The 21,676-nt window shown below is 35.7% G+C and carries 9 protein-coding genes; 5 read left to right on the top strand and 4 right to left on the bottom strand.

Going from position 1 to position 21,676, the window contains the following annotated elements; all coding sequences use genetic code 11:
* The 4 genes from HNS40_RS08405 to HNS40_RS08390 all read left to right on the top strand — a co-directional run.
* On the top strand, positions 1-7,927 hold a 7,927-nt coding region (locus HNS40_RS08405; RefSeq protein WP_172279653.1), incomplete at its 5' end, for an HYR domain-containing protein.
* Positions 7,928-8,163: 236 nt separating this feature from the next.
* Complete coding sequence (locus HNS40_RS08400; RefSeq protein WP_172279651.1) at positions 8,164-9,147, top strand: PKD domain-containing protein; 984 nt, start codon at positions 8,164-8,166, stop codon at positions 9,145-9,147.
* 2 nt (positions 9,148-9,149) lie between these two features.
* On the top strand, positions 9,150-9,599 hold the full coding sequence (locus tag HNS40_RS08395; protein ID WP_172279649.1) for a hypothetical protein: 450 nt from the start codon (positions 9,150-9,152) through the stop codon (positions 9,597-9,599).
* 550 nt (positions 9,600-10,149) lie between these two features.
* Positions 10,150-13,806, top strand: coding sequence for a choice-of-anchor tandem repeat GloVer-containing protein (locus tag HNS40_RS08390; RefSeq protein WP_172279647.1), 3,657 nt, complete (start codon positions 10,150-10,152; stop codon positions 13,804-13,806).
* Between the two features lie 348 nt (positions 13,807-14,154).
* On the opposite strand, the gene HNS40_RS08385 is transcribed toward HNS40_RS08390, so the two are convergent.
* The 4 genes from HNS40_RS08385 to HNS40_RS08370 form a co-directional block, all read right to left on the bottom strand.
* Positions 14,155-16,473 (bottom strand): transglycosylase domain-containing protein, encoded by a 2,319-nt coding sequence (locus tag HNS40_RS08385; RefSeq protein WP_172279645.1) that lies wholly within the window; start codon positions 16,471-16,473, stop codon positions 14,155-14,157.
* A 166-nt stretch (positions 16,474-16,639) separates the two neighbouring features.
* A complete protein-coding gene (locus HNS40_RS08380) occupies positions 16,640-17,878 on the bottom strand; it encodes a hypothetical protein (RefSeq protein WP_216664160.1) in 1,239 nt (412 codons plus the stop codon).
* A gap of 12 nt (positions 17,879-17,890) precedes the next feature.
* Positions 17,891-19,228 (bottom strand): 3-hydroxyacyl-CoA dehydrogenase family protein, encoded by a 1,338-nt coding sequence (locus tag HNS40_RS08375; protein WP_172279641.1) that lies wholly within the window; start codon positions 19,226-19,228, stop codon positions 17,891-17,893.
* A 62-nt stretch (positions 19,229-19,290) separates the two neighbouring features.
* On the bottom strand, positions 19,291-20,064 hold the full coding sequence (locus HNS40_RS08370; protein ID WP_172279639.1) for an enoyl-CoA hydratase/isomerase family protein: 774 nt from the start codon (positions 20,062-20,064) through the stop codon (positions 19,291-19,293).
* A 353-nt stretch (positions 20,065-20,417) separates the two neighbouring features.
* Between HNS40_RS08370 and HNS40_RS08365 the strand changes: the two genes are divergently transcribed.
* Positions 20,418-21,614, top strand: a complete 1,197-nt coding sequence (locus tag HNS40_RS08365; protein ID WP_172279637.1) for an ATP-binding protein — start codon at positions 20,418-20,420, stop codon at positions 21,612-21,614.
* Positions 21,615-21,676 lie beyond the last annotated feature (62 nt).

Below are 21,676 nucleotides of genomic sequence, written 5' to 3'. Positions count from 1 at the left end.
AGTAGCGAGTATTACAAATAACTTCAATGGAACATCCGATGCTAGTGGCTTCTATAATGTAGGAACAACCACCATCACCTGGACTGTAGAAGATATCCATGGTAATATTAGTACTGATAATCAGGATGTTATCATTACTGATGATGAAGCTCCAATTGCAAGTTGTCAAGATATTACAGTGAACCTTGATGGTATGACAGGAACAGCAAGTATAGTTGGTGCAGATGTGAATAATGGCAGCACAGATAACTGTGGAATTGTAAGCATGGATGTTTCTCCAAATGCATTTACTGTTGTTGATTTAGGTGAAAATACTGTAATTCTAACATTAACAGATGCGGCTGGAAATACATCGACTTGTACTTCTATAGTGACTATTGCTGACTTAACACCTCCTACTGCTATTTGTCAAGACATCACTATTCAATTAGATAATGCCGGGCAAGCAAGTATTGTTGGCTCTGATATTGACAATGGTTCTTATGATAACGGAATGGTAGCTAGTTTAGAAGCTATTCCAAACTCATTTGATTGTTCAAATACGGGAATTAATAATGTTACCCTCCTCGTTAAGGATAATGCAGGCTTAACAGCTACTTGTATTGCTCAAGTAACAGTGGAAGATAATATTTCTCCTGTTATGTTATCTAAAGATATCACTGTTCAATTAGATGATATGGGAACGGTAAGTATTACACCTTCGGATATTGACAATGGAAGTTATGATAATTGTTCTGCTGCCTTGACAATCAGTCAATCTGACTTTGTTTGTAGTGAAGTAGGAGTACATACAATCACATTAACAGGAACTGACCCAAGTGGTAATGCAACAAGCACTACTGCTCAAGTAACAGTTGAAGATAATGTGAATCCTATAGCCATTACAAAGGATATAACAGTATCACTTGATGATTTAGGTTTAGCTTCAATTATTCCTGCAGATGTTGATAATGGTTCAAATGATGCCTGTGGAATTGCAAATATGCAAGTAACACCATTCGATTTCGATTGTTCAAATGTTGGACCTAATACAGTAGAGTTACTTGTAACTGATGTTAATGGAAACCAGAATACAGAATCTGCGATAGTAACAATTATAGATGAAGTGGCACCAATAGCTATTTGTCAAGATATCACTATTCAATTAGATGCTACAGGAAATACAAGTATTACAGCAGCTCAGGTTGATAATGGCTCAAATGATGCTTGTGGAATAGCTAGTTTAGATGTTTCTCCAAATACATTTGACTGTTCTAATGTTGGAGGGAATACAGTAACTCTTACAGTAGAAGATGTAAATGGAAATGTAAGTTCTTGTCAAGCACAAGTTACGGTTGAAGACATCACACCACCAGTAGCTATTTGTCAAGATATTACTATTCCTCTAGATGCATTAGGTAATGCTTCAATAACAGGAAGTGATATTGATAATGGTTCAAATGATGCCTGTGATATTGCTAGTTTAGTTGCCAGTCCTAATGTATTTACTCCAGCAAATGTTGGTGATAATACCATTACGCTTACAGTAACTGATGTTAATGGTAATATTAGCACTTGTGAAGCAATAGTTACTATTCAGGATATAACACCTCCGAATGCGATTTGTCAAGACATAGTCATTCAGTTAGATGATTTAGGAAACACAAGTATAACAGCAGAACAAGTTGATAATGGTTCAAATGATGCCAGTGGTATTGCTAGTATTAGTATTAACCAAACAGACTTTGATTGTAGCCATGTTGGAGCAAATACGATAACGTTAACAGTAATTGATAACAACGGAAATATTTCAACATGTGAGTCAACAGTAACTGTTCAGGATTTAATTGCTCCTATAGCAATAAGTCAGAATATTACTATTCAACTTGATGCCAGTGGAAATATGGGTATTACTCCAGAACAAATAGATAATGGTTCTAACGATGCTTGTGGGATAGCTAGTTTATCAGTTCTTCCAAATGCATTTGATTGTAGTCATATTGGAGATAATACGGTAGTTCTTACAGTAACTGATAATAATTCAAATGTTTCAACAATTGAAGCCATTGTAACTGTTGAAGATTTAGTAGCTCCAATAGCTATTTGTCAAGACATCACTGTTCAGTTGGATGTAAACGGACAAGTTAGTATAGTTGCCAATCAGGTTGATAATGGTTCAAATGACGCTTGTGGTATTGCAAGCATGACAGTTCTTCCAAATACATTCGATTGTAGTCATGTAGGAGCTAATATGGTCACATTGACTGTAACTGATAATAATGGTAATGTATCTACATGTGATGCTACGGTAAATGTTGAAGATAATGTGGCCCCTGAAGCTTTATGTCAAGGGCTAACAGTTCAACTTGATGAATTTGGTAATGGAAGTATCACAAATGAGCAAATAGATAATGGTTCAAATGATGCTTGTGGAATTGCAAGTCTTTCTTTATCGCAATATGATTTCGATTGTTCTCATGTAGGTTCTAATACCATCACACTCACCGTAACTGATGTTAACGGAAATATTTCAACATGTGAATCAGCAGTAATTGTTGAAGATAATATTGCTCCTATTGCTATCAGTCAAGATATCACTATTCAGCTTGATGCCAGTGGAAATTTGAGTATTACTCCAGAACAAATAGATAATGGTTCTAACGATGCATGTGGAATTGCTAGTTTATCAGTTCTTCCAAATGCATTTGACTGTAGTCATATTGGACCAAACACTGTAGTTCTTACTGTAACTGATAATAATGCGAATGTGACTACTGTTGAAGCCACCGTAACAGTGGAAGACTTAGTAGCACCAATCGCAATTTGTCAAAATATCACAGTTCAACTAGATGTTGATGGCTTAGCTAGTATCACCCCAGAACAAATAGATAATGGTTCTAATGATGCTTGTGGTATTGCTAGCTTATCAATTTCTCAAAGTGATTTCGATTGTAGTCATGTTGGGCCAAATACAGTTACACTTACAGTAACTGATGTTAATGGAAACTTTACCACATGTGAATCCATAGTGACTATAGAAGATAACATAGCTCCTGAAGCCATATGTCAGAATATAGTAATTGAATTAGATGAGAATGGTTTAGCTTCTATTATCCCAGAGGAACTAGATAATGGTTCTAATGATGCTTGTGGAATTGCAAGTCTAGCAATATCTCAGTCTGATTTTGATTGTACTCATGTTGGTGATAATACAGTGATTTTAACAGTAATAGATATTCATAATAATGTTTCAACATGTGAATCAATAGTTACAGTTGAAGATAATATTACACCTGTGGTTATTACTCAAAACATTAGTATTGACCTTGATGAAACAGGTTTTGCAAGCATAACTCCAATGGATATTGATAATGGTTCTTATGATAATTGTACTTTTGAATTAAGCCTTGGACAAAGCGAGTTCGATTGTAGTCATGTTGGTGACAATACAGTAGCCTTAATTGGAACAGATGCAAGTGGAAATGTAACAAGTGTAAATGCCATTGTAACAGTATATGATGTAACTGCACCTGTTATTACTTGTCCTGAAAACCAAGACTTATATATTGGTGTAGGTTGTAAAGTATTGCTTCCTGATTATTCTTTTGAGTTAAGTATAATTGAGGCTTGTGGAGTGGGTAGTATTACTCAGATTCCAGCTCCAGGAACTATATATACTCAAGAAACAGCTGGTCTTCATAATATTGAGTTTACAGTGGTTGATGTTAACGGAAATGAGACTTCTTGTAACTTCGAACTTGAAGTAATCGACTTAGAAGCTTTCACAATACTTGATGTGACTTCTACTAATGTGATGTGTTTTGGTACTGCTGATGGAACAATAACTGTTGCAACAGATGGAGCTCCTTCTGGCTTGTTCTACAGTATCGATGGCATTGACTTTACTAATACCTCTGGATATTTTACTGGAATTGCTCCTGGGAATTATGCAGTCTATGTGAAGAATACTAATGATTGTATGACAATCTGGTCTGAATACATAACGATTACTGAACCAGATTTACTATATATCAATGATATCATTAAAGAAGATGTGGAAGGATGTTACGGTGAAGCAACAGGTAGTATTTATGCTTATGCTTTCGGTGGAACTAAACCTTATCAGTTCTCTATCAATGGTGGTATAGATTGGCAGCCTCAGTACGGTTTCGATGACCTAACAGCAGGTGAATACAATCTCATTGTAAAAGATGCTCACGATTGTATTGCTGAATGGAACGAGCCTATTATTATTGTTGAGCCTCCTCTATTAACTATTACATTGATGCAGTTAAAACCAGTATTCTGTTATGGAGATGCCACCGGTAAAATTAAAACAAATGTAAGTGGTGGAACTCCTCCATATCAATATGTATGGGCAGGTCCTAATGGATTTACTGCGGATACTAAAAATATTAACCAGTTGTTAATTGGTGATTATGTTCTTACAGTAACTGATATTAATGGATGTGAAATGGTTTCAGAAGTTTATACCATCACTCAACCTGATGAGCCATTAACTATCGATGCGGTCATTCCAACCAATATCACGACTTGTTTTGGTGATGAAAATGGTATTATTGAGATTTATACTCATGGAGGGACTCCAAGATATCTATATTCTGTGGATGGTGGTGTATCATATCATGTGAATAATGTAATAGAGGATCTTCCAGCTGGAGAATATGATATACTAGTTATTGATACCAATTCATGTATTACTGTTTGGAATGAAACTATAACTTTAACTCAGCCAGAAGAGTTATTAATCACCGGGGTATCACATTCTAATGTATTTGGCTGTACTGGTTCTGCTTCGGGATCTATACATATATCAGCAATTGGCGGAAGTAATATGATTCGGTATTCAATAGATGGGGGTTTAAATTACTTTAGTAATAACGGTATATTCAATAACCTTACCGCTGGTATATATGATGTTAAAGTAAAAGATGGTCATGGTTGCAGAATTGATTATGAGCAAGAAATAGTAATTTCAGATCCAGAAGTACTAATGATTACGGATGTGACAACAAGTAACGTAACAGGTTGTTATGGACAAAGTAATGGTAGTATTCAAATGTTAGCCCAAGGAGGGATTGGTACGATTTCTTATTCTATCAATGGTGGTGAAAGCTATGAGCAAAATGGTGGGATTTTTGAAGGTGTCTCCTCTGGCTCTTATGAGTTGATATTAAAAGATGAAAGTGGTTGTGAATATTATTATTCTCAGAACCCAGTATATATTCAACAGCCAAGTAAGATTAATATGTCTGTTTTTAATACTCATGTTGAAAGCTGCAATGGGGATGCAAATGCATCTATTACAATAAATGCTTATGGTGGAGCTGGTAATTATTCTTATTTAATTCAAGCTGGTGGCAATTGGTCTTCAAATCCTGTATTTGAGAACTTAGGTGCTGGCGTATATGAAGTTTGGGTAATGGATGGTAATAATTGTGTTATGCCTTACGAGAATAACCCTATAGTAATTACAGAGCCAATAGAATTAGTAATTAGTAATATTGAATCAATCAATCCAATTTGTTTTGGCGGATTTGGAAGTATTACTATTCTATCAGAGGGTGGTACAGGAATGTATAGTTATAGCATTGATGGTGGAACCACTTACCAAAATGCACCTAACTTTAATGAAGTAGTCGATGGAGAATATATAGTGGCAGTTCAAGATGAAAATGGATGCGTCACAGTATATGAAACACCTGTTGTTATATCAGAACCTGATGAAATCTTAATCTTAGGATTAGAGAAATTAGATGAAGCTTGTGATAATCAGCTAGGCTCCATTCAGGTAGCTGCATTGGGTGGAACAGGACAACTATATTACTCTATTGATAATGGTCAAACATATCAAACTAGTCCAACCTTTATTGACCTTATGGCTGAAACCTACATTGTTAAAGTTAAAGATGAAAATGGGTGTGAGGTTTATTGTCCAGAAAACCCTGTAGTTGTTGAAGCATATGATGAACTACAATTATATGTGAGCCAGACCAATGTTGAAGGATGTTTTGGAGACATAAGTGGAGAACTACATATTCAAGCATTTGGTGGACATGGTGAATTGAGTATATCTATTGATGGTGGGCTTACCTGGGCGCCATATCAATCTGATTATACAGAGCTACCAGCAGGTGATTATCAAGTAATATTAAGAGACTCATATAATTGTGAATTCGAGTATCAGGAAACTGTTAGTATTACACAACCTGATGAGCTTAAGGTGTTTGCTAGTAGTCCTAATAAGTATTTAGGTTGTTATGGACATACAGATGGTGAAATTCATATTACAACTACTGGTGGAACAGGTGAAATTCTCTATTCAATTGACGGGGGTGACTCTTATTTTGAAAGTGATGGAATCTTTGAAAACCTTCCTGCTGGTGAATATGAGATATTTGCTAAAGATGCCAATGGATGTATTGCTAGTGATGATGCTCCAATTCAAATAGAGCAAGCTGAAGAAATCTTATTGTCAGCAAGCATTCAAAATGTCACTAATTGTTATGATGGAAATGATGGTTCTATCAAAGTCGCTGTTAGTGGTGGTGTTGGAGAATTTGAATATTCTATTGATGGTGGAGATACTTGGAATCAATATGCAGAATTTGATGAATTATCCGCAGGTAGTTATGAAGTCTTAGTGATGGATGAAATAGGATGTATAAAAGAACATGAATTGAATCCTATAGTGATTACAGCTCCTGAACCCCTAGAAATAGAGATGGTAACATCATTTAATTTAAGCTGTTATGGTTCTGATGATGGACGAATAGTTGTTGAGTCTGAGGATGCTGTTTCGTTCTCTATCGATAATGGTGTAACATATCAACCAAGTCCGGTATTTGAAGACTTAGCAGCAGATGAATATTATATTAAAGTTAAAAATGCCAATGGTTGTTCTGCTAGTTACGATAATCACAATATAGTGATAGCAGAGCCTTCCGAAATGCATATAGCTCAAGTTTATAAGTCAGATGTAAATTGTACTGGAGTATTTGGTAGAATTGAAGTGGTAGCAGATAAAGGTGCTGAATTCATGGAATATTCTATTGATAATGGAATCACATTCCAAGCAAGTCCAGTCTTTGAAGGTTTATTCCCTGGGAATTATAATGTGGTTGTTTCTAATGGCTCTGTTTGTAGTATCGATTACGAATTTAACCCAGTTTCTATTGGCGATATGAATCAGTTTGATATAGCATTCGAAGTTAATGATGGTAATCCAGCATGTGTGGGTTCTGAAATTGAGCTTACAGCAATTGTAGAGGATGGTATGAGTTATAACTGGAGTAGTGGTCAGGTAGGTCGTAGTATCATCGTTAGTGAGGAAGAAGCTGGTGAGAAAGAGTTCACTTGTTTGGTGATTAGAGAAGATGCCTGTTCTACAGCCGATACAGTTGTTGTTGACTTCAAAGGTCTTCCAGATGTGAGTATCGATGTGGAGAATGAGCAAGAAGCCTATTGTGTTAACCAAGAAGTTATACTCGAGGCTTATGCTCCAGGTGCAGTAAGTTATCAGTGGAATATGGAACTAGAAGATGGTCCTTTTAATGAAGTTCAAGCTCATATGGCTGGACAAGTTGAATACACTGTTAGTGTTTTCGATGAGTATGGTTGTAGGAATGAGAAATCTATTGAATTAGAATTTAAAGAATGTGGAGTGAGTAATTCAGAAATGAATATCGGACTTTACCCAAACCCAACTGATGGTAAATTTGTTCTTGAGCTCATTGGAGCAGAGGATGAAGTTAATATTCAAATTTATGACTTCCGTGGACGTAGAGTAATAGAACGTAAGATTGTTGATAATTCTGCAACGATTATTAAAATAGACTTCGACTTAGAAAAGTATGAAAGAGGGGTTTATATGATAATGGTCCAGCAAGGAGAACAGCATAGTGTTAAACGTGTGGTGGTTCAATAACTTATAATCAAATATCATTTGAAAAGGCAGCCATTTGGTTGCCTTTTTTTTGATATATATCTAAATATTAGACAACTTTTTCTTTTTTAACATGGAAAAAATAGATGGGGCTGATCAGGTAATACAATACTTGATTAACAAAATGATAACAGGAAAATACTTGGCTTTATTTAGGGGTTTTATTTTTTTTGTTTCACAAACAATAAATTGATTTAGAAATGAAAATAAATAAGCAAATGAAAACTTTTTATTGGATCATTAAAGTAGTGTTTTTAATAGGAATTATGTTCGCCTGTTCACCAGAATCAGAAGATGAAATTCTTGATAATACTCAGGTAGAGATAGAAGAAAGCTCCAATAATAGAATTACAGCAATAGATTTAGATGGAACTACATACGAATATGAAGGAGAATACTTCGGTGCAGAAATGAGCACCGAGTACATAGAAAGCATTGGAGAGAATATCAAGCGAATTAGAATAGGCCATATGTATACCCAAGAAGGTATTGCTTTTACAGTTCCATACGCTCTAGGGACTTATAAAATGGGGACTGAGTATGATAATGGTTTAGCTTATGCCGGAATTGTAGATATGCTTGTATATCAGGAAACTGCCGATTCTTATGATTGGTATCAAAGCTACCCGGAGTTTGAGGAGGATGAGAGTATTGATAAATATGAGGTACCAACTGTGACCATCACTAAGATAGATGAACAGAATATTGAAGGTAGTTTTAAAGGAACCATCATCATGAGTGATCAAGGTGGAGTAGGGGATTATATTACTTTTACCTCTGGTTCATTTAAAATTAGTCAGGTGAGTAATTTTCAATCGGGTTTAGATCAATATTCTCAAAGCATATCCACATGGCCTTATGGCGGTGGCGGTGGCTCAGGCGGTGGTTCAGGTGGCGGCTCAGGCGGTGGTGGCCCTAATATAAATGCTCATTTTGTATATGGAACACAATCATCTTTTATCACACCTGGTTATCCTGATATGTATTTAGATACTTGCAGAGTGAAGTTCGAGAATCAATCCACTGGTGATGTGGTGAGTTATTATTGGGATTTTGATGATGGTAATACTTCAGAGGCGGAAAACCCAGAAAACTTATATGGCTTGTATAATTTGTATACTAACATGAGTTTTGATGTCACTTTACACGTTTTTGATGCTCAAGGAAATGAAGATACACACACACAGAAACTATTGAGCTAACTATGCTAAGACCCGTAGGAAAGCTAATCATGAATGGCGAAGTTTATGAGTTTGGATTAGGGGAAGGAAATGCTTTGTCTAACTATTTCACCTGGGCTCAAGTAAATCAAACAGAATGGTTGAAGCTTAGCCTGACCGATTATTATTCGCAATTTTCAAGCCAAGATATTATTTTGAATTTGTCCTCAGAACCAGATATATATAATCTTTTTCAACAATCGGGGTCCATTATTCCCGACCCGCAAGGATCTTATATTGGATTTTATTTAAAATTTAGAGGCTTTGAAACATTTTTTGGTGGAACCTCCAGTGGTTTTATGAAAAAAAGCGCAAGAACCGATGTTTATGAAATCATAGATTTAGAGATGCAGTTAAGGTATTATAATAATCCTGATTCTATAGTGAATGCAACTATTAATATTATTAACCTTCCCCATAAGGATGTATTCTAGAAAATTAGAATTGATGATAAAAAGCAGAATTTAATAATAAATTCTGCTTTTTATTTATCATCCTTCTTCCCCTTTTAATAAACGGTCAAAAAACTTTCCAACTTTGGTTTTTTTCTTTGTCTTCTTTTTTCTAATTAAAATCTTATCAGTTCAACAATCAAATTCTTTATTAAAAAGTCTTATTGAGCCATCTCATTCAGCAATAGACTAAAGATTGGTATTTAATTACTTATTTGATTCTAATTATTGAAGAATAATATTATTTCTAAAAGATAATTTTAATTCAATTTTTAGTGTTAAATAATTAACATATAAGTTTTTCAAAATTAATAGGCATTGTAATACCTATTAATAAAGGGATTCGAATAAAATATGTCTGTATTCTTGTATTGACCTGAATTACAGTTGTTTTCTAAGATATTTGTAAGTATTTTTGGGAGGTATTAACGCTACCTTTGTAATGACCAATATTCTTGTATCTCTTATAAATCATATGATAGGTATCTGCTATATGAGATCTTAACAATTAAATTAACGCTAAAACAATCAAATGAATAAAATCCTACTTTTTATAATTACCATTATAATTCTTTTTATACCCAAGCTTAAAGCACAAGTTCCAGAACTCTGGGGACTTACTTCCGCAGGTGGCGACGGTAATAGTGGTACAATTTTCAAAACAGATGTTAACGGGGAAAACCATTCTCTTTCTTTTAGTTTTGAAAGGTATGATGGGACAAACCCCAGCTATTCAGAACTATGCGAAGCATCCAATGGAAAACTATATGGGGTGACCCAAAATGGAGGAGTAAATGGTGTGGGTGTATTATTTGAGTATGACCCAAGCAATGGAAGTTATACCGAAAAAATACACTTTGATGTAACATCCAAAGGGGGCAAAATGACTGGGTCTTTAATCGAAGTATCTAATGGAAAATTATATGGGATGACCGAAATTGGAGGGACATTTAATCAGGGTGTCATATTTGAATACGACCCTGCAACCGATATTTTTGTCAAGAAAATAGATTTTGATAATGTAAACAAGGGCGGCTCACCTCATGGTAGCTTACTACAAGCCGATAATGGAAAGCTATATGGGATGACTCGATTAGGGGGTACGAATAGTAAAGGTGTACTATTTGAATATGATCCTTCAGATAACAGTTTTTCGAAGAAAATAGAGTTTGATGGTACTAGCAAAGGGAGTATGCCCTACGGATCCTTAGTCGAGGCAACTAATAATAAGCTATATGGGATGACCAAATTAGGGGGTACGAATAATATAGGTGTACTATTTGAATATGATCCCTCAGATAACAGTTTTACAAAGAAAATAGATTTTGATAATACCAACAACGGGAAGTATCCCACAGGCTCTTTATTCTTGGCTTCTAATGGTCAGCTTTATGGGATGACTCAATTAGGGGGTACGAATAGTAAAGGTGTACTATTTGAATACGATCCTTCGGATAACAGTTTTATAAAGAAAATAGAATTTGATGGTACTAATATGGGCCAAAACCCATATGGTTCCTTGATTCAAGCTTCTGATGGAATGCTTTATGGTATGAATGAATCAGGAGGTATATCTTCTAAGGGTGTGTTGTTTGAATACAATCCAGGAAGCGGAACAATCACCAAAAAAATAGATTTTGATGGTTCTAGTATGGGGGCAAATCCCTTAGGTTCTTTAATTCAGGCTTCTAATGGAAAACTATATGGAATGACCCAATTTGGAGGGTTGATTAATGAGGGTGTATTGTTTGAATTTGACTTGAATAGCGATACTTATTCCAAAAAGATAGACTTTATGTTTGCTTATAATGGGTATGGTTCTTGGGGAGCCTTACTCCAAGCCTCTAACGGAAAGTTTTATGGGCTGGCTAATGGCGGTGGAGCAAGTAATTATGGTGTATTATTTGAATATGACCAGGCAAACGGAATCTATACTATAAAAGTAGATTTTGAAACTGATAAAGGGAGAAGTCCCGTTGGCTCCTTAATACAAGCTTCTAATGGAATGCTATATGGAATGAACCAAACCGGTGGAGCAAATTTGGGTGGTGTATTATTTGAATATGACCCGGTAAACGATGTGTATACTAATAAAATAGATTTTGATAATATTCTCACAGGACGGTATTCTCAAGGCTCTTTAATTCAGGCTTCTAATGATAAGTTGTACGGGATGACCTCCAATGGTGGAACAGATGGTTTAGGTGTCTTATTTGAATATGATTTAGGAAGTTCAACTTTCAGTAAAAAAATAGATTTTGATGGTTCTATTAAGGGGGCAAATCCCTTGGGTTCTTTAATTCAGGCTTCTAATGGAAAGCTGTACGGGATGACCTCCAATGGTGGAACAGATGACTTAGGTGTATTATTTGAATTCGATCCAGTCACTGGTGATTATATCAAAAGATTAGACTTTGATGGTGACAATGGGAGTTCTCCTCAAGGCTCCTTAATGCAAGCTTCTAATGGAAAACTGTATGGAATGACCTTTTATGGTGGAACAGATAATAAAGGTGTGTTATTTGAATACAATCCTAGCCTCAATACTTTTTCAAAAATACTAGACTTTGATGGTACCACTAAGGGGCAGTCTCCCAGAGGATCTTTATTTCAAGCTTCTAATGGAAAGTTATTTGGGATGACAGGTAGTGGTGGAGTTAATGGAAAAGGTGTCTTATTTGAGATCAACCCTGTAAATAATAGTTACACAAAGAAATTTGATTTTAGTAATGGATCTGGAGCATATGGAACTCTTATTGAAGTTTTATATGATGCCTATACTTGGACGGGAGCAGAGGATAGCGATTGGAGTAAAGCCACTAACTGGTATGGGAATTCTGTTCCAACAAGTTCTGATAATGTAACTATTACAGATGTAGGGATAGCTCCGGTTATTGCCAGTGGGGTTCAAGCTGAAAGTGACAATTTGATTGTTAATTCTGGCGTTACGCTTACTGTAGAATCAGGGGGGAGTCTAATTACTGAGGGAACCATAACAAATAACGGAACTTTTCATGTACAAAGAAGTATTTCAAATGGTCAATGGCACTATATTTCATCTCCAGTTGCTGATGCTTTTAGTGGGATGTTTATTGGTGACTATTTACAGACCTGGAGTGAAGAAGATGCATTGTGGTATGAAATAATCGAAACCAATGTAAGTTTAGTACCAGCAAAAGGATTTGGATTTTGGTCCACTGGTAGTGGATCGGATATACACACTTTTACTGGAACACCTAATTCTGGAAGCCAGAGTATAGCTCTAACAACTGATGGTACTGGAGGACTCTATAACAAGGCAAATCTTATTGGCAATCCCTATCCATCTTCTATTGATTGGACAGGATTAGATGATACTTATGGGGCCGTAAATTATCATAACGGAACAGCATATGAAAGTTATAATGATGGTATAGGAACGGGATCCCCCAATATTCCTCCCATGCAAGGCTTCTTTATTCTTCCAGCCTCCTCTGGTACATTTACTGTTGAAAATAGTGATAGAACACATAGCAATGCAACAAGCTATTATAAGTCAAAAAATACGATAAGCAACGGTGTCGTCATCGCGGCATCAAATGGTGATTACGAAGATGAATTATGGATTAAATTCAATCCCCAAACCGTTTCAGGTTACGATTTTACATATGATGCTATTAAATTTTTTACAAATGTAGAAGGCATTTCTCAGATTTATTCTATTAAAGATGAAAATCAATTCTCTATAGATGTTAGACCAGAAAGTGAAATGATTCCTCTTGGATTTAGAAATGATATAAATGGCTATTATTCAATTAGACTTGATCAAATTCATGATATTGCTTCTGTAGAACTAGAGGATACTAAGATAGATAAATTCCATGACCTTACAAAAGGAATTTATTATTTCGACTGGGAAATTACTGATTCAGAAGAGCGATTTATTCTTCATTTGATGGCAACTGGTATAGATGAGAATGAAGCACAAGATATGCAAGTTTATGCTTCAAACGGAATAGTATATGTAAGCATGGACAAGTCTGAAGACTATCAGCAAATTACGTTCTACGATTTAACTGGAAGAGTTGTTTTTGAAAAAGAGCTATCGCATGAAAAAACACAAAGTTTTAATCTAAATCATATAAGTGGTGCTATGCTTGTCCAGCTCAAAGGGAATGAAAAACTTAGAACTAAAAAAATCATTTTATAAATCATAAAATTTAGATTTATAAAGAGTAAAAAACTTATTGGAATTGTAGTTTATGTTAGTATTCTCAAATGGTTTTTCCTAGGTGTCACCAGCTCCTAACAATGGAAATGATGGTCCTCCGTTGGCAGTGGAGCTAGAATTGGAGGTGGAGTAATCATATTAATTAGATTGGCTTTGGTCTAGGGACTAGGGAAAAAGAAAGCTTCATATCAGATTATAAAAGATTAAGCAATTCAACTTGCATATGGAAAATTAAATAGCATGGTTTTAATTCCCCTTTTAATACAACACTAATTACTTAGTAATTTGAATTTCATTTAAAGTCACCTTGGTTTAAGTGGTTCCTTTTTATTTATCACCCTTCTTCCCCTTAAATAAACGGTCAAAAAACTTTCCAACTTTGGTCTTTTCTTTGTCTTCTTTTTTCTTTCTTCTTGTGTCTTTTTTGGCTTGTCTTTTGTCTTTTTTGGAAATTGTTCTCCCGCTATCCACTTTTATGTTTTTATCCTCACCTTTTCCATTAAATAGGCGATGGAAGAACCCATCTACTCCTTTTTCTTTATAGGCTGGGCAATCAAGTATTGATAACAGAGTCGTATCGGTAGAAAAGCTGTTTAGATATTCATTTTTTAGAATTTTGTTCTTTTCAATATTTTGTAGAATATCACCGCTGATGGGTAAAGCCAAAGCAGAACCACTACCCAATCCACCCTTAAAATGAACTTCTGGAGAGCGAGCACCTACCCATGTCCCAATGACTAGATTTGGAGTGAAACTCATAAACCAAGCATTGCTATAATTTTGTGCTGTTCCAGTTTTTCCAGCTAAATCACTTCTGATTCCAAAACGATACCTTATTTGTCTGCCGGTTCCTTCGTTTATAGCTTTTTGGAGGATGGACGATATTTGCGCACATACTTGTTCGTCAATTGCTGTGGAGGGTTTTGATATTGGATTTTTATAGATTAAATATCCATTGGCGTCTGTAATGCTATCAATCATGGATAGATCTTTATGTATATTTCCTCCATTGGCAAGTGTACCGTATGCTAATGTCATTTCATAGAGAGATGCATCTAAAGCACCTAAAGCTAGTGCTGGAGTTTCGTTCTTTGGAACGTGAATATTTAATCTTCTTAATAAATCGGCTACGGCATCATGTCCTGTTTTGAAATACAAATCCACAGTGGGTAAGTTCATGGAATTGATCAAGGCATACCACATGGCCACTGAGGAATCTTTTGTTTGCTGATGATTGTAATTCTCCGGTTTCCAGCCTTTATATGCTTCGTATTCTTTTACTTCGTTCTCCAAATAATCACAAGAGGATAATCCTGATTCTATACCAGCAGCATAAATAAATGGCTTAATGGTGCTTGCAATTTGTCTTTGAGCAAAAATCATATCATAGGGGAGGTATCTATAATTATTTCCGCCTAACCATGATAATACTCGAGCTGTGGAGGGCTCAGTAATCAAAACAGCCGAATTTAGCATCTTATGATAATGCCATAAACTATCAGCCAAACTCATTTCTTCTACTTTAATACCATCCCAATCAAATACTTCTCTATTTTTTCGATCTGTGAGTTCAGTTTTTGAATAATCCTGAAGTAAGCTTTTCTCCCAATTCCTTCTGTAGTTTCGTCTGTTCAACTCTTTATCAAGGAGCAATTGCATTTTACTGAGTTGCTTTTGACTGGCCTGACTTGCAAATTCTTGTATTTTACTATTGAGTGATGTATGTATGACCAAACCATCCTTTTCCAGGTTATAAGCTTGACCATTAGGTGATTTGATGTCCTCCAAAATACTCGTAACTCTCTTTTTTACTTGTCTTACGAAGTAAGCAGCAGGAGATGCTATTTGATAATTAGCATAAGATAAATCTAAAGCCATTTGCTGGATACTATCAGACTCCTCTGTACTAATAAACTCTTCTTTTGCCATTAACTGAATCACTTGATTTCTTCTCCCAGTTGCATTATTCGGATTCAATCGTGGATTATAAAAAGTATTGGCTTTTAAAACGCCAACAAGTACTGCTGATTCTTGAATATTTAGTTCAAAAGCATGTTTGTCGAAATATCTAATAGCAGCAGCTTCAATACCAAAAACCTCCTCGCCAAAGGGAACAGAGTTTAAGTATAAAAGTAGAATTTCCTCTTTGGAATACACTTCTTCCATTCGGGCTGCAATAATGGCTTCTTTTACCTTATTGATGGGCATGGAGAGAAAACTGTGGTAGTTTCTCCCATATAGATTTTTTACCAATTGTTGAGTAATAGTGCTTCCGCCTCCAGAGCTTTTGTCGCCCAAAAGAATAGATTTAAAGAAGACTCTGAAATAGCTTCTCACATCATAGCCTTCATGCTCGTAAAAACGTTTGTCTTCAGTTGCAATAAGAGCTTGTAATAAGTGTGGAGGGATTTCTTTAAATGAGATATTAGTTCTATTCTCAGCAAAAAATTTACCTAATAATTTGCCATCGGAGGAGAGTACTAAGGAAGCTTCTTCCTTATGAATATCTTTTAACTCTTCTTGAGAAGGTAATGGGCCAAAAATGCCAATATAGATGAACGAGAAAAATAGGGCCAATAGGAGTATAAAGCTGAGTATAGATACCCCACTTATAATAAGTCCTTTTTTAATTTTGGTATGCATCATGCTAATAAACGATTTATCCCCAAAAATCGTATTTTATTTATGATTTTTTAAACTATTCATTAAATAATCTCTGAAAAGCTTTGTATATGACTCATAAACTGTAGGAAGGATAAAAAAAGCAAGAAACTCATTAGTTTCTTGCTTTTACTTTTTTGTGATTTTTTACCTATCCCTGCTTATAAATAATGCAACTAACTGTGACATCATCACCACCCATATTGATGGTCATTCCATAAGGACGATCGGCTTTCATTTCTATTTGAGAATCTCCAGCATTTCCCGTGAGTTGTTGCCAAATGGTTACAGCTTGGTGTACACCTGTGGCTCCTGTTGGATGTCCCCAACCTACTAATCCTCCAGTTGTGTTAATTGGCATTTCGCCATCTCTCTTAGTTTTTCCAGCAGCAACATAATCGCAACCTTCACCAGGTTTTGCTAATCCCAATGCCTCAATGGTGAGGATTCCAGCAATTGAGAAACAGTCATGAAGTTCAATAGTCCCCACTTGTTCCACTGTGATACTTGCGTTTGCTAGAGCTTTCTCAATGGCCTTTTTAATAGCAGTAAGCTCTGTTCTGTCTGCTGGTTGTTCTGTGATATTTCTAATGGTTTGTGCAAAAGCAATCACTTCTACAGCATCTTTCTTATCCACACCAATTCTTTTTAAACCCTCCTCCGATGCAATGATAATTCCACTTGAACCATCTGATACTTTGGAACAGTCCATAAAGTTTAAATGATCCACAAATATTTTTCCATTGGGTTCCATTTTTAATGACTGAGCATAAGGGTCAGGATGAGTATTGTGGAATTCTTGAGCCGTAGGATCCAAACGGGCATTTTCTATGGCATTGGCATACCATTGGGCCATCCCTTTTCTAGCTCTATCTCTATCGTATTTTTCATAATAAGCTCCAGCTCTGTCGCTAAACTGGCCAGGGAAGAAATAGGCATGACCTTTCTTACGTTCTTTGTACCAACCCGCACCAGCTAAAATATCAGCTCCATAAATAGCTTTTACGGTATTTTGAACTTCAACGCCCATACTCAAGACCACATCTGCAGTTTCACCCAGTATGGAGCGAATTCCACCCATAAGTGATAGGCCACCAGAGCCGCAGGCACCTTCTACAGAGGTAGCGGGTTTGTATTCTAGGCCTTTGTCTATCATTGGGAAAAAACCTGGAAGGTTGGCTTGCTTATTAAAGCGGGCAGCCATGAAGTTTCCCATGATACTTTCGTCAACACTATCTGCGCCACCTTTTATTTGTTTTAAAACGCCTTGTCCGGCTTCTTTTAAATAGTCTTCAATTCCTGGACGAGGCTTTTTTGGATTAAATTCTTTTCTTCCGGTTCCTAATGAAATGGTGTTATAACCGGCCGTCATATATACTTTTTTACGCATTGTCTTCATTTTTTAATTGAAAAAATCATTGATAGGACCGTAGGCATGGAAAAATCCGGTAAGCATTACAGTATTCACATCCTCTTTGTTAGCTGCCACACCATCATTAATTAAAGTTGTTCCGATATCGTGGGAACGAGCGCCATATTTTGCAGCCAACTGAGCTCCTAATGAATCCAAGGACTTCATATGGCCAAAGAATTTTCCAAATACTTCTTCTTTGTTCTTTAATCTCACCGCTTTTTTCCAAGGAATAGCACCTTCTGGTAAAGCTCCAATTTGACTATCACATTTCTCAGCAAAAGTTTCAAATGAAACATATTCCTCGGTATTTGGATCGAATGCAGCAACTGGACGACCTTTCTCGTATTTTAAGAAGCCATCTTTTTGAGCGCCACTGCTCATTTGACCACCTTTTACGCCCAGCTCAATAAATTGGTCTATAATATCACTATGAAGATTTTCATTTTCCATATATGGGTTCATCACTTTCATGATAAATTGCATTACGTCAATTCCTACATAATCAATCAGCTGAAATATCCCCATGGGGCGAACTAAGAAATCTTGACTCACTTTATTCATGATATAAACAGCCTCAGGGAAAGTATATTTAACGCTTAGGTTTTTAACTTCGCTTAAGCCATGAAGACCATCGCGCATAAAATGGCCATTGCCAATAAAACCAGCAATATCATTGGAAGGAACCACAACTTTCTTTAAGCCATTTGCATAAGCTAGTGCAAACTCTTTCATCTCTGGTAGAGTAGAGGAGGTGGTGATTAATTCAACCAACTTTTGAATGGCTGGAGGATTGTAGAAATGGAAACCTAGCACTCTGCCCCCTAGTTTTGCTCCTTCATCTATTAAGTTGATTGGTACAGAACTGGTATTGGTGAAGAACCAAGGTTTGTTAGGGTTGTTGCTATCTATTTGTGATAATATCTTTACTTTTAAATCTGGATTTTCACTAACGGCCTCAAAAACCAAATGAGAACGATAGGCTACTTCCATAGCTGTAGTTGGGCGAATCATGTTTAAAACATCAAAGATATATTGCTCTATGATTTCGCCATTTTCTATCAAATCTTCTCTGTCAGCATATACCGAACGAAGCCATACTGTTTGCTTTTCGGCAATTTTCAAAACCTGAGATTTTACATATTTCATTAAACCATGAAGACCTTCATCGGATAAATCCATGGCATTTAAAACAAATGTTTTTCTTTTATTTTCCGGCATCAGACTCAAATTGGTCATTTCAACCGCCGTTAACAGTAATATTCCACTGCCCATTTTTCCAGCAGCTCCCAAAACTGTTACATTTTGCAATCTTTCTTCGTAAGTCATATTGTTGATTTGTTTTCTTTCAATGTTTTTATTTACCCAGCATCTAGCACCCAGTACCCAAATTACCAATTAGGCTTTCTTTTTTCTAAAAAAGCAGCCATGCCTTCAGCTCCTTCTGAGCCTTTACCAAATAGGCTTCCAAATTGCTCAGCTTCTAGTTTATTACCCTCCTCCAAAGACATATCAAAGCCTTTATGAGTAACTGATTTTACTTTAGAAACTGCTTGAGGCCCTTTCCCTGCTATGGTTTTAGCAATTTGCATACAAGTATCTATTAATGCTTCAGGTTCTACCACTTTTTGCACCAAACCTATTCTTAATGCATCCTCTGCTCCAATCATTTCGGCTGTGGTGAGTAAAAATAGGGCGTCGGCTAGTCCTACAAGCCTACTGAGTCTTTGGGTTCCTGCAAAACCAGGAATAAGACCAAGATTAACTTCTGGCTGACCAAATTTTGCTTTGGTACTCGCAATTCTGAAATCTGCTCCCATGGCCAATTCTAAACCGCCACCTAAAGCAAATCCATTAATGGCAGCTATAACAGGAATATGCAATTCTGCAAAACTCGAAAAAGTAGCTTGTCCACGAGTGGCGAATATGCTACCTTCCTCTGGGGTTTTGTTTTTCATCTCTGCAATGTCTGCTCCAGCTACAAATGCTTTTCCCTCTCCAGTGATGATAACCGCCCTTAGGTTTTCGTCAGTTTTAAATTGAGAAACAGCATGATCCATTTCTTCAAAAAAACGGGTATTGAGTGCATTCATTGCTTTTGGTCGGCTGATGGTTACAAGTGCAATTCCATCTTTTTGATTGATTTGTAAAATTTCGTATGTCATCTATTTGGTTTTAAAACAGCTAAAAAATGAAAAATGATAATCTTAAAAATGCAGATTAACATCTTGTTGTTCAGTGAATTTAGTTCATTTGTTTTTTGTAAATTCAAATGTATGCATAATAAATTTTATGGACAAGAATTTTAGAAAAGTTTAAGAATTGGGAGATGCTGATTGATGGTTAAGTGTTTTATTTAAAAGCTAATACCGGACTCAAAGTGTTGTTATTAAACAACGAAAGCTGCTTATGCAAATTCCTGAAATGTATTATGTGTTGTGTTTGAAATACATTAAAATACATAAAACGTTGTATATAAACAACAAAATATGTATATTTGGTTTTTAATACAAAAATGATGGATGAATTAATTAGAATTTCGGATAGGATAGTTTCAAATACAAATAGTGATTTTGAAAGGTATTTGTTATATGAAATTGAGTGGGAGGACAGGTTGATTGGATTAACTGGTGCCAGAGGCGTGGGTAAAACCACATTAATGTTGCAATATTTGAAGAAACATTCCAAATCATCTAGATCATGGATATATGTGAGTCTCGATAATTTCTACTTTCTGAAAAATAGATTGTTCGATTTTGCCGAGGAATTCTATTTGAAAGGAGGGAGGCATTTGTTTATAGATGAGGTTCATCATTATCCTCATTGGTCTATGGACATTAAAAACCTCCATGATATTTATCATGATCTGAAAATCGTTTTTTCTGGTTCTTCAGCTTTACAAATTCATAAAGCAGAAGCTGATTTAAGTAGACGGGCTGCAATTTATAATCTTCATGAACTGTCATTTAGAGAATATTTAATGCTTTCGGGCAAGTATGAAGGTAAAGTGTATTCTTTTGAGGAGGTCTTAAAAAATCATACTGAGATATCTTTAGAAATTACCAAGGGGAAGTCTATTATTCCATGGTTCAACGAGTATTTGAGTGAGGGCATTTATCCTTTTTTTAAGGAAGCAAAAGGGCAATATCATGAGCGCTTAAATAGTGTGATTAATATTATTATCGAGCGAGATTTACAAGTCTTGGAAAAGATATCGTATGCCACAGTATATAAACTTAAAATGCTTGTCGCGCTTTTGGCTGATAATGTTCCTTATCAAGTAAATATAACAGCCTTGAGCTCTAAAACCGGTTTGAGTCGAGATGTATTACTTCGTTTATTAGGTGCTTTGGATAGGGCAAATCTGATAAAGAATATCCGTTTAGTAGGTTCGTCTGATGGATATTTAACCAAGCCAGATAAAATCTATATGAATAATACTTCACTTTTATCATCATTGCATTCAGGTAATGTATCTATAAAAGAAACCATGCGAGAAACGTTTTTTATGAATCAAATGTGTAAATCTCATGTGGTGAAATCTGCGAAAGAAGGAGATTTTAAAATTGATAATAGGTATCTGTTTGAAATTGGAGGACGAAAAAAGACCTTTGAACAAATTGCTGATTTACCCGATTCTTTTATAGCAGCTGATGATTTGGAAGTAGGATATCATAATAAAATTCCGCTTTGGCTTTTTGGGTTTATGTATTAAACCCAAAAGCCTAGGGAATTGTCTAGTTAAATAGATAATTCCCTATTTTTGAATTTCATAAT

The sequence above is a fragment of the Lentimicrobium sp. S6 genome, assembly GCF_013166635.1.
Classification (GTDB): Bacteria; Bacteroidota; Bacteroidia; order Bacteroidales; family UBA12170; genus UBA12170.
Note: the sequence above shows the minus strand (reverse complement) of the source record. Positions and strands in the feature narration are given on the sequence as shown.

What these genes read in the sequence shown, in the direction of transcription:
- HNS40_RS08400 (WP_172279651.1), top strand. Translation starts at nt 8,164, where the DNA reads ATGAAAACTTTTTATTGGATCATTAAAGTAGTGTTTTTAATAGGAATT.
- HNS40_RS08395 (WP_172279649.1), top strand. Translation starts at nt 9,150, where the DNA reads ATGCTAAGACCCGTAGGAAAGCTAATCATGAATGGCGAAGTTTATGAG.
- HNS40_RS08390 (WP_172279647.1), top strand. Translation starts at nt 10,150, where the DNA reads ATGAATAAAATCCTACTTTTTATAATTACCATTATAATTCTTTTTATA.
- HNS40_RS08385 (WP_172279645.1), bottom strand. Translation starts at nt 16,473, where the DNA reads ATGATGCATACCAAAATTAAAAAAGGACTTATTATAAGTGGGGTATCT.
- HNS40_RS08380 (WP_216664160.1), bottom strand. Translation starts at nt 17,878, where the DNA reads ATGCGTAAAAAAGTATATATGACGGCCGGTTATAACACCATTTCATTA.
- HNS40_RS08375 (WP_172279641.1), bottom strand. Translation starts at nt 19,228, where the DNA reads ATGACTTACGAAGAAAGATTGCAAAATGTAACAGTTTTGGGAGCTGCT.
- HNS40_RS08370 (WP_172279639.1), bottom strand. Translation starts at nt 20,064, where the DNA reads ATGACATACGAAATTTTACAAATCAATCAAAAAGATGGAATTGCACTT.
- HNS40_RS08365 (WP_172279637.1), top strand. Translation starts at nt 20,418, where the DNA reads ATGGATGAATTAATTAGAATTTCGGATAGGATAGTTTCAAATACAAAT.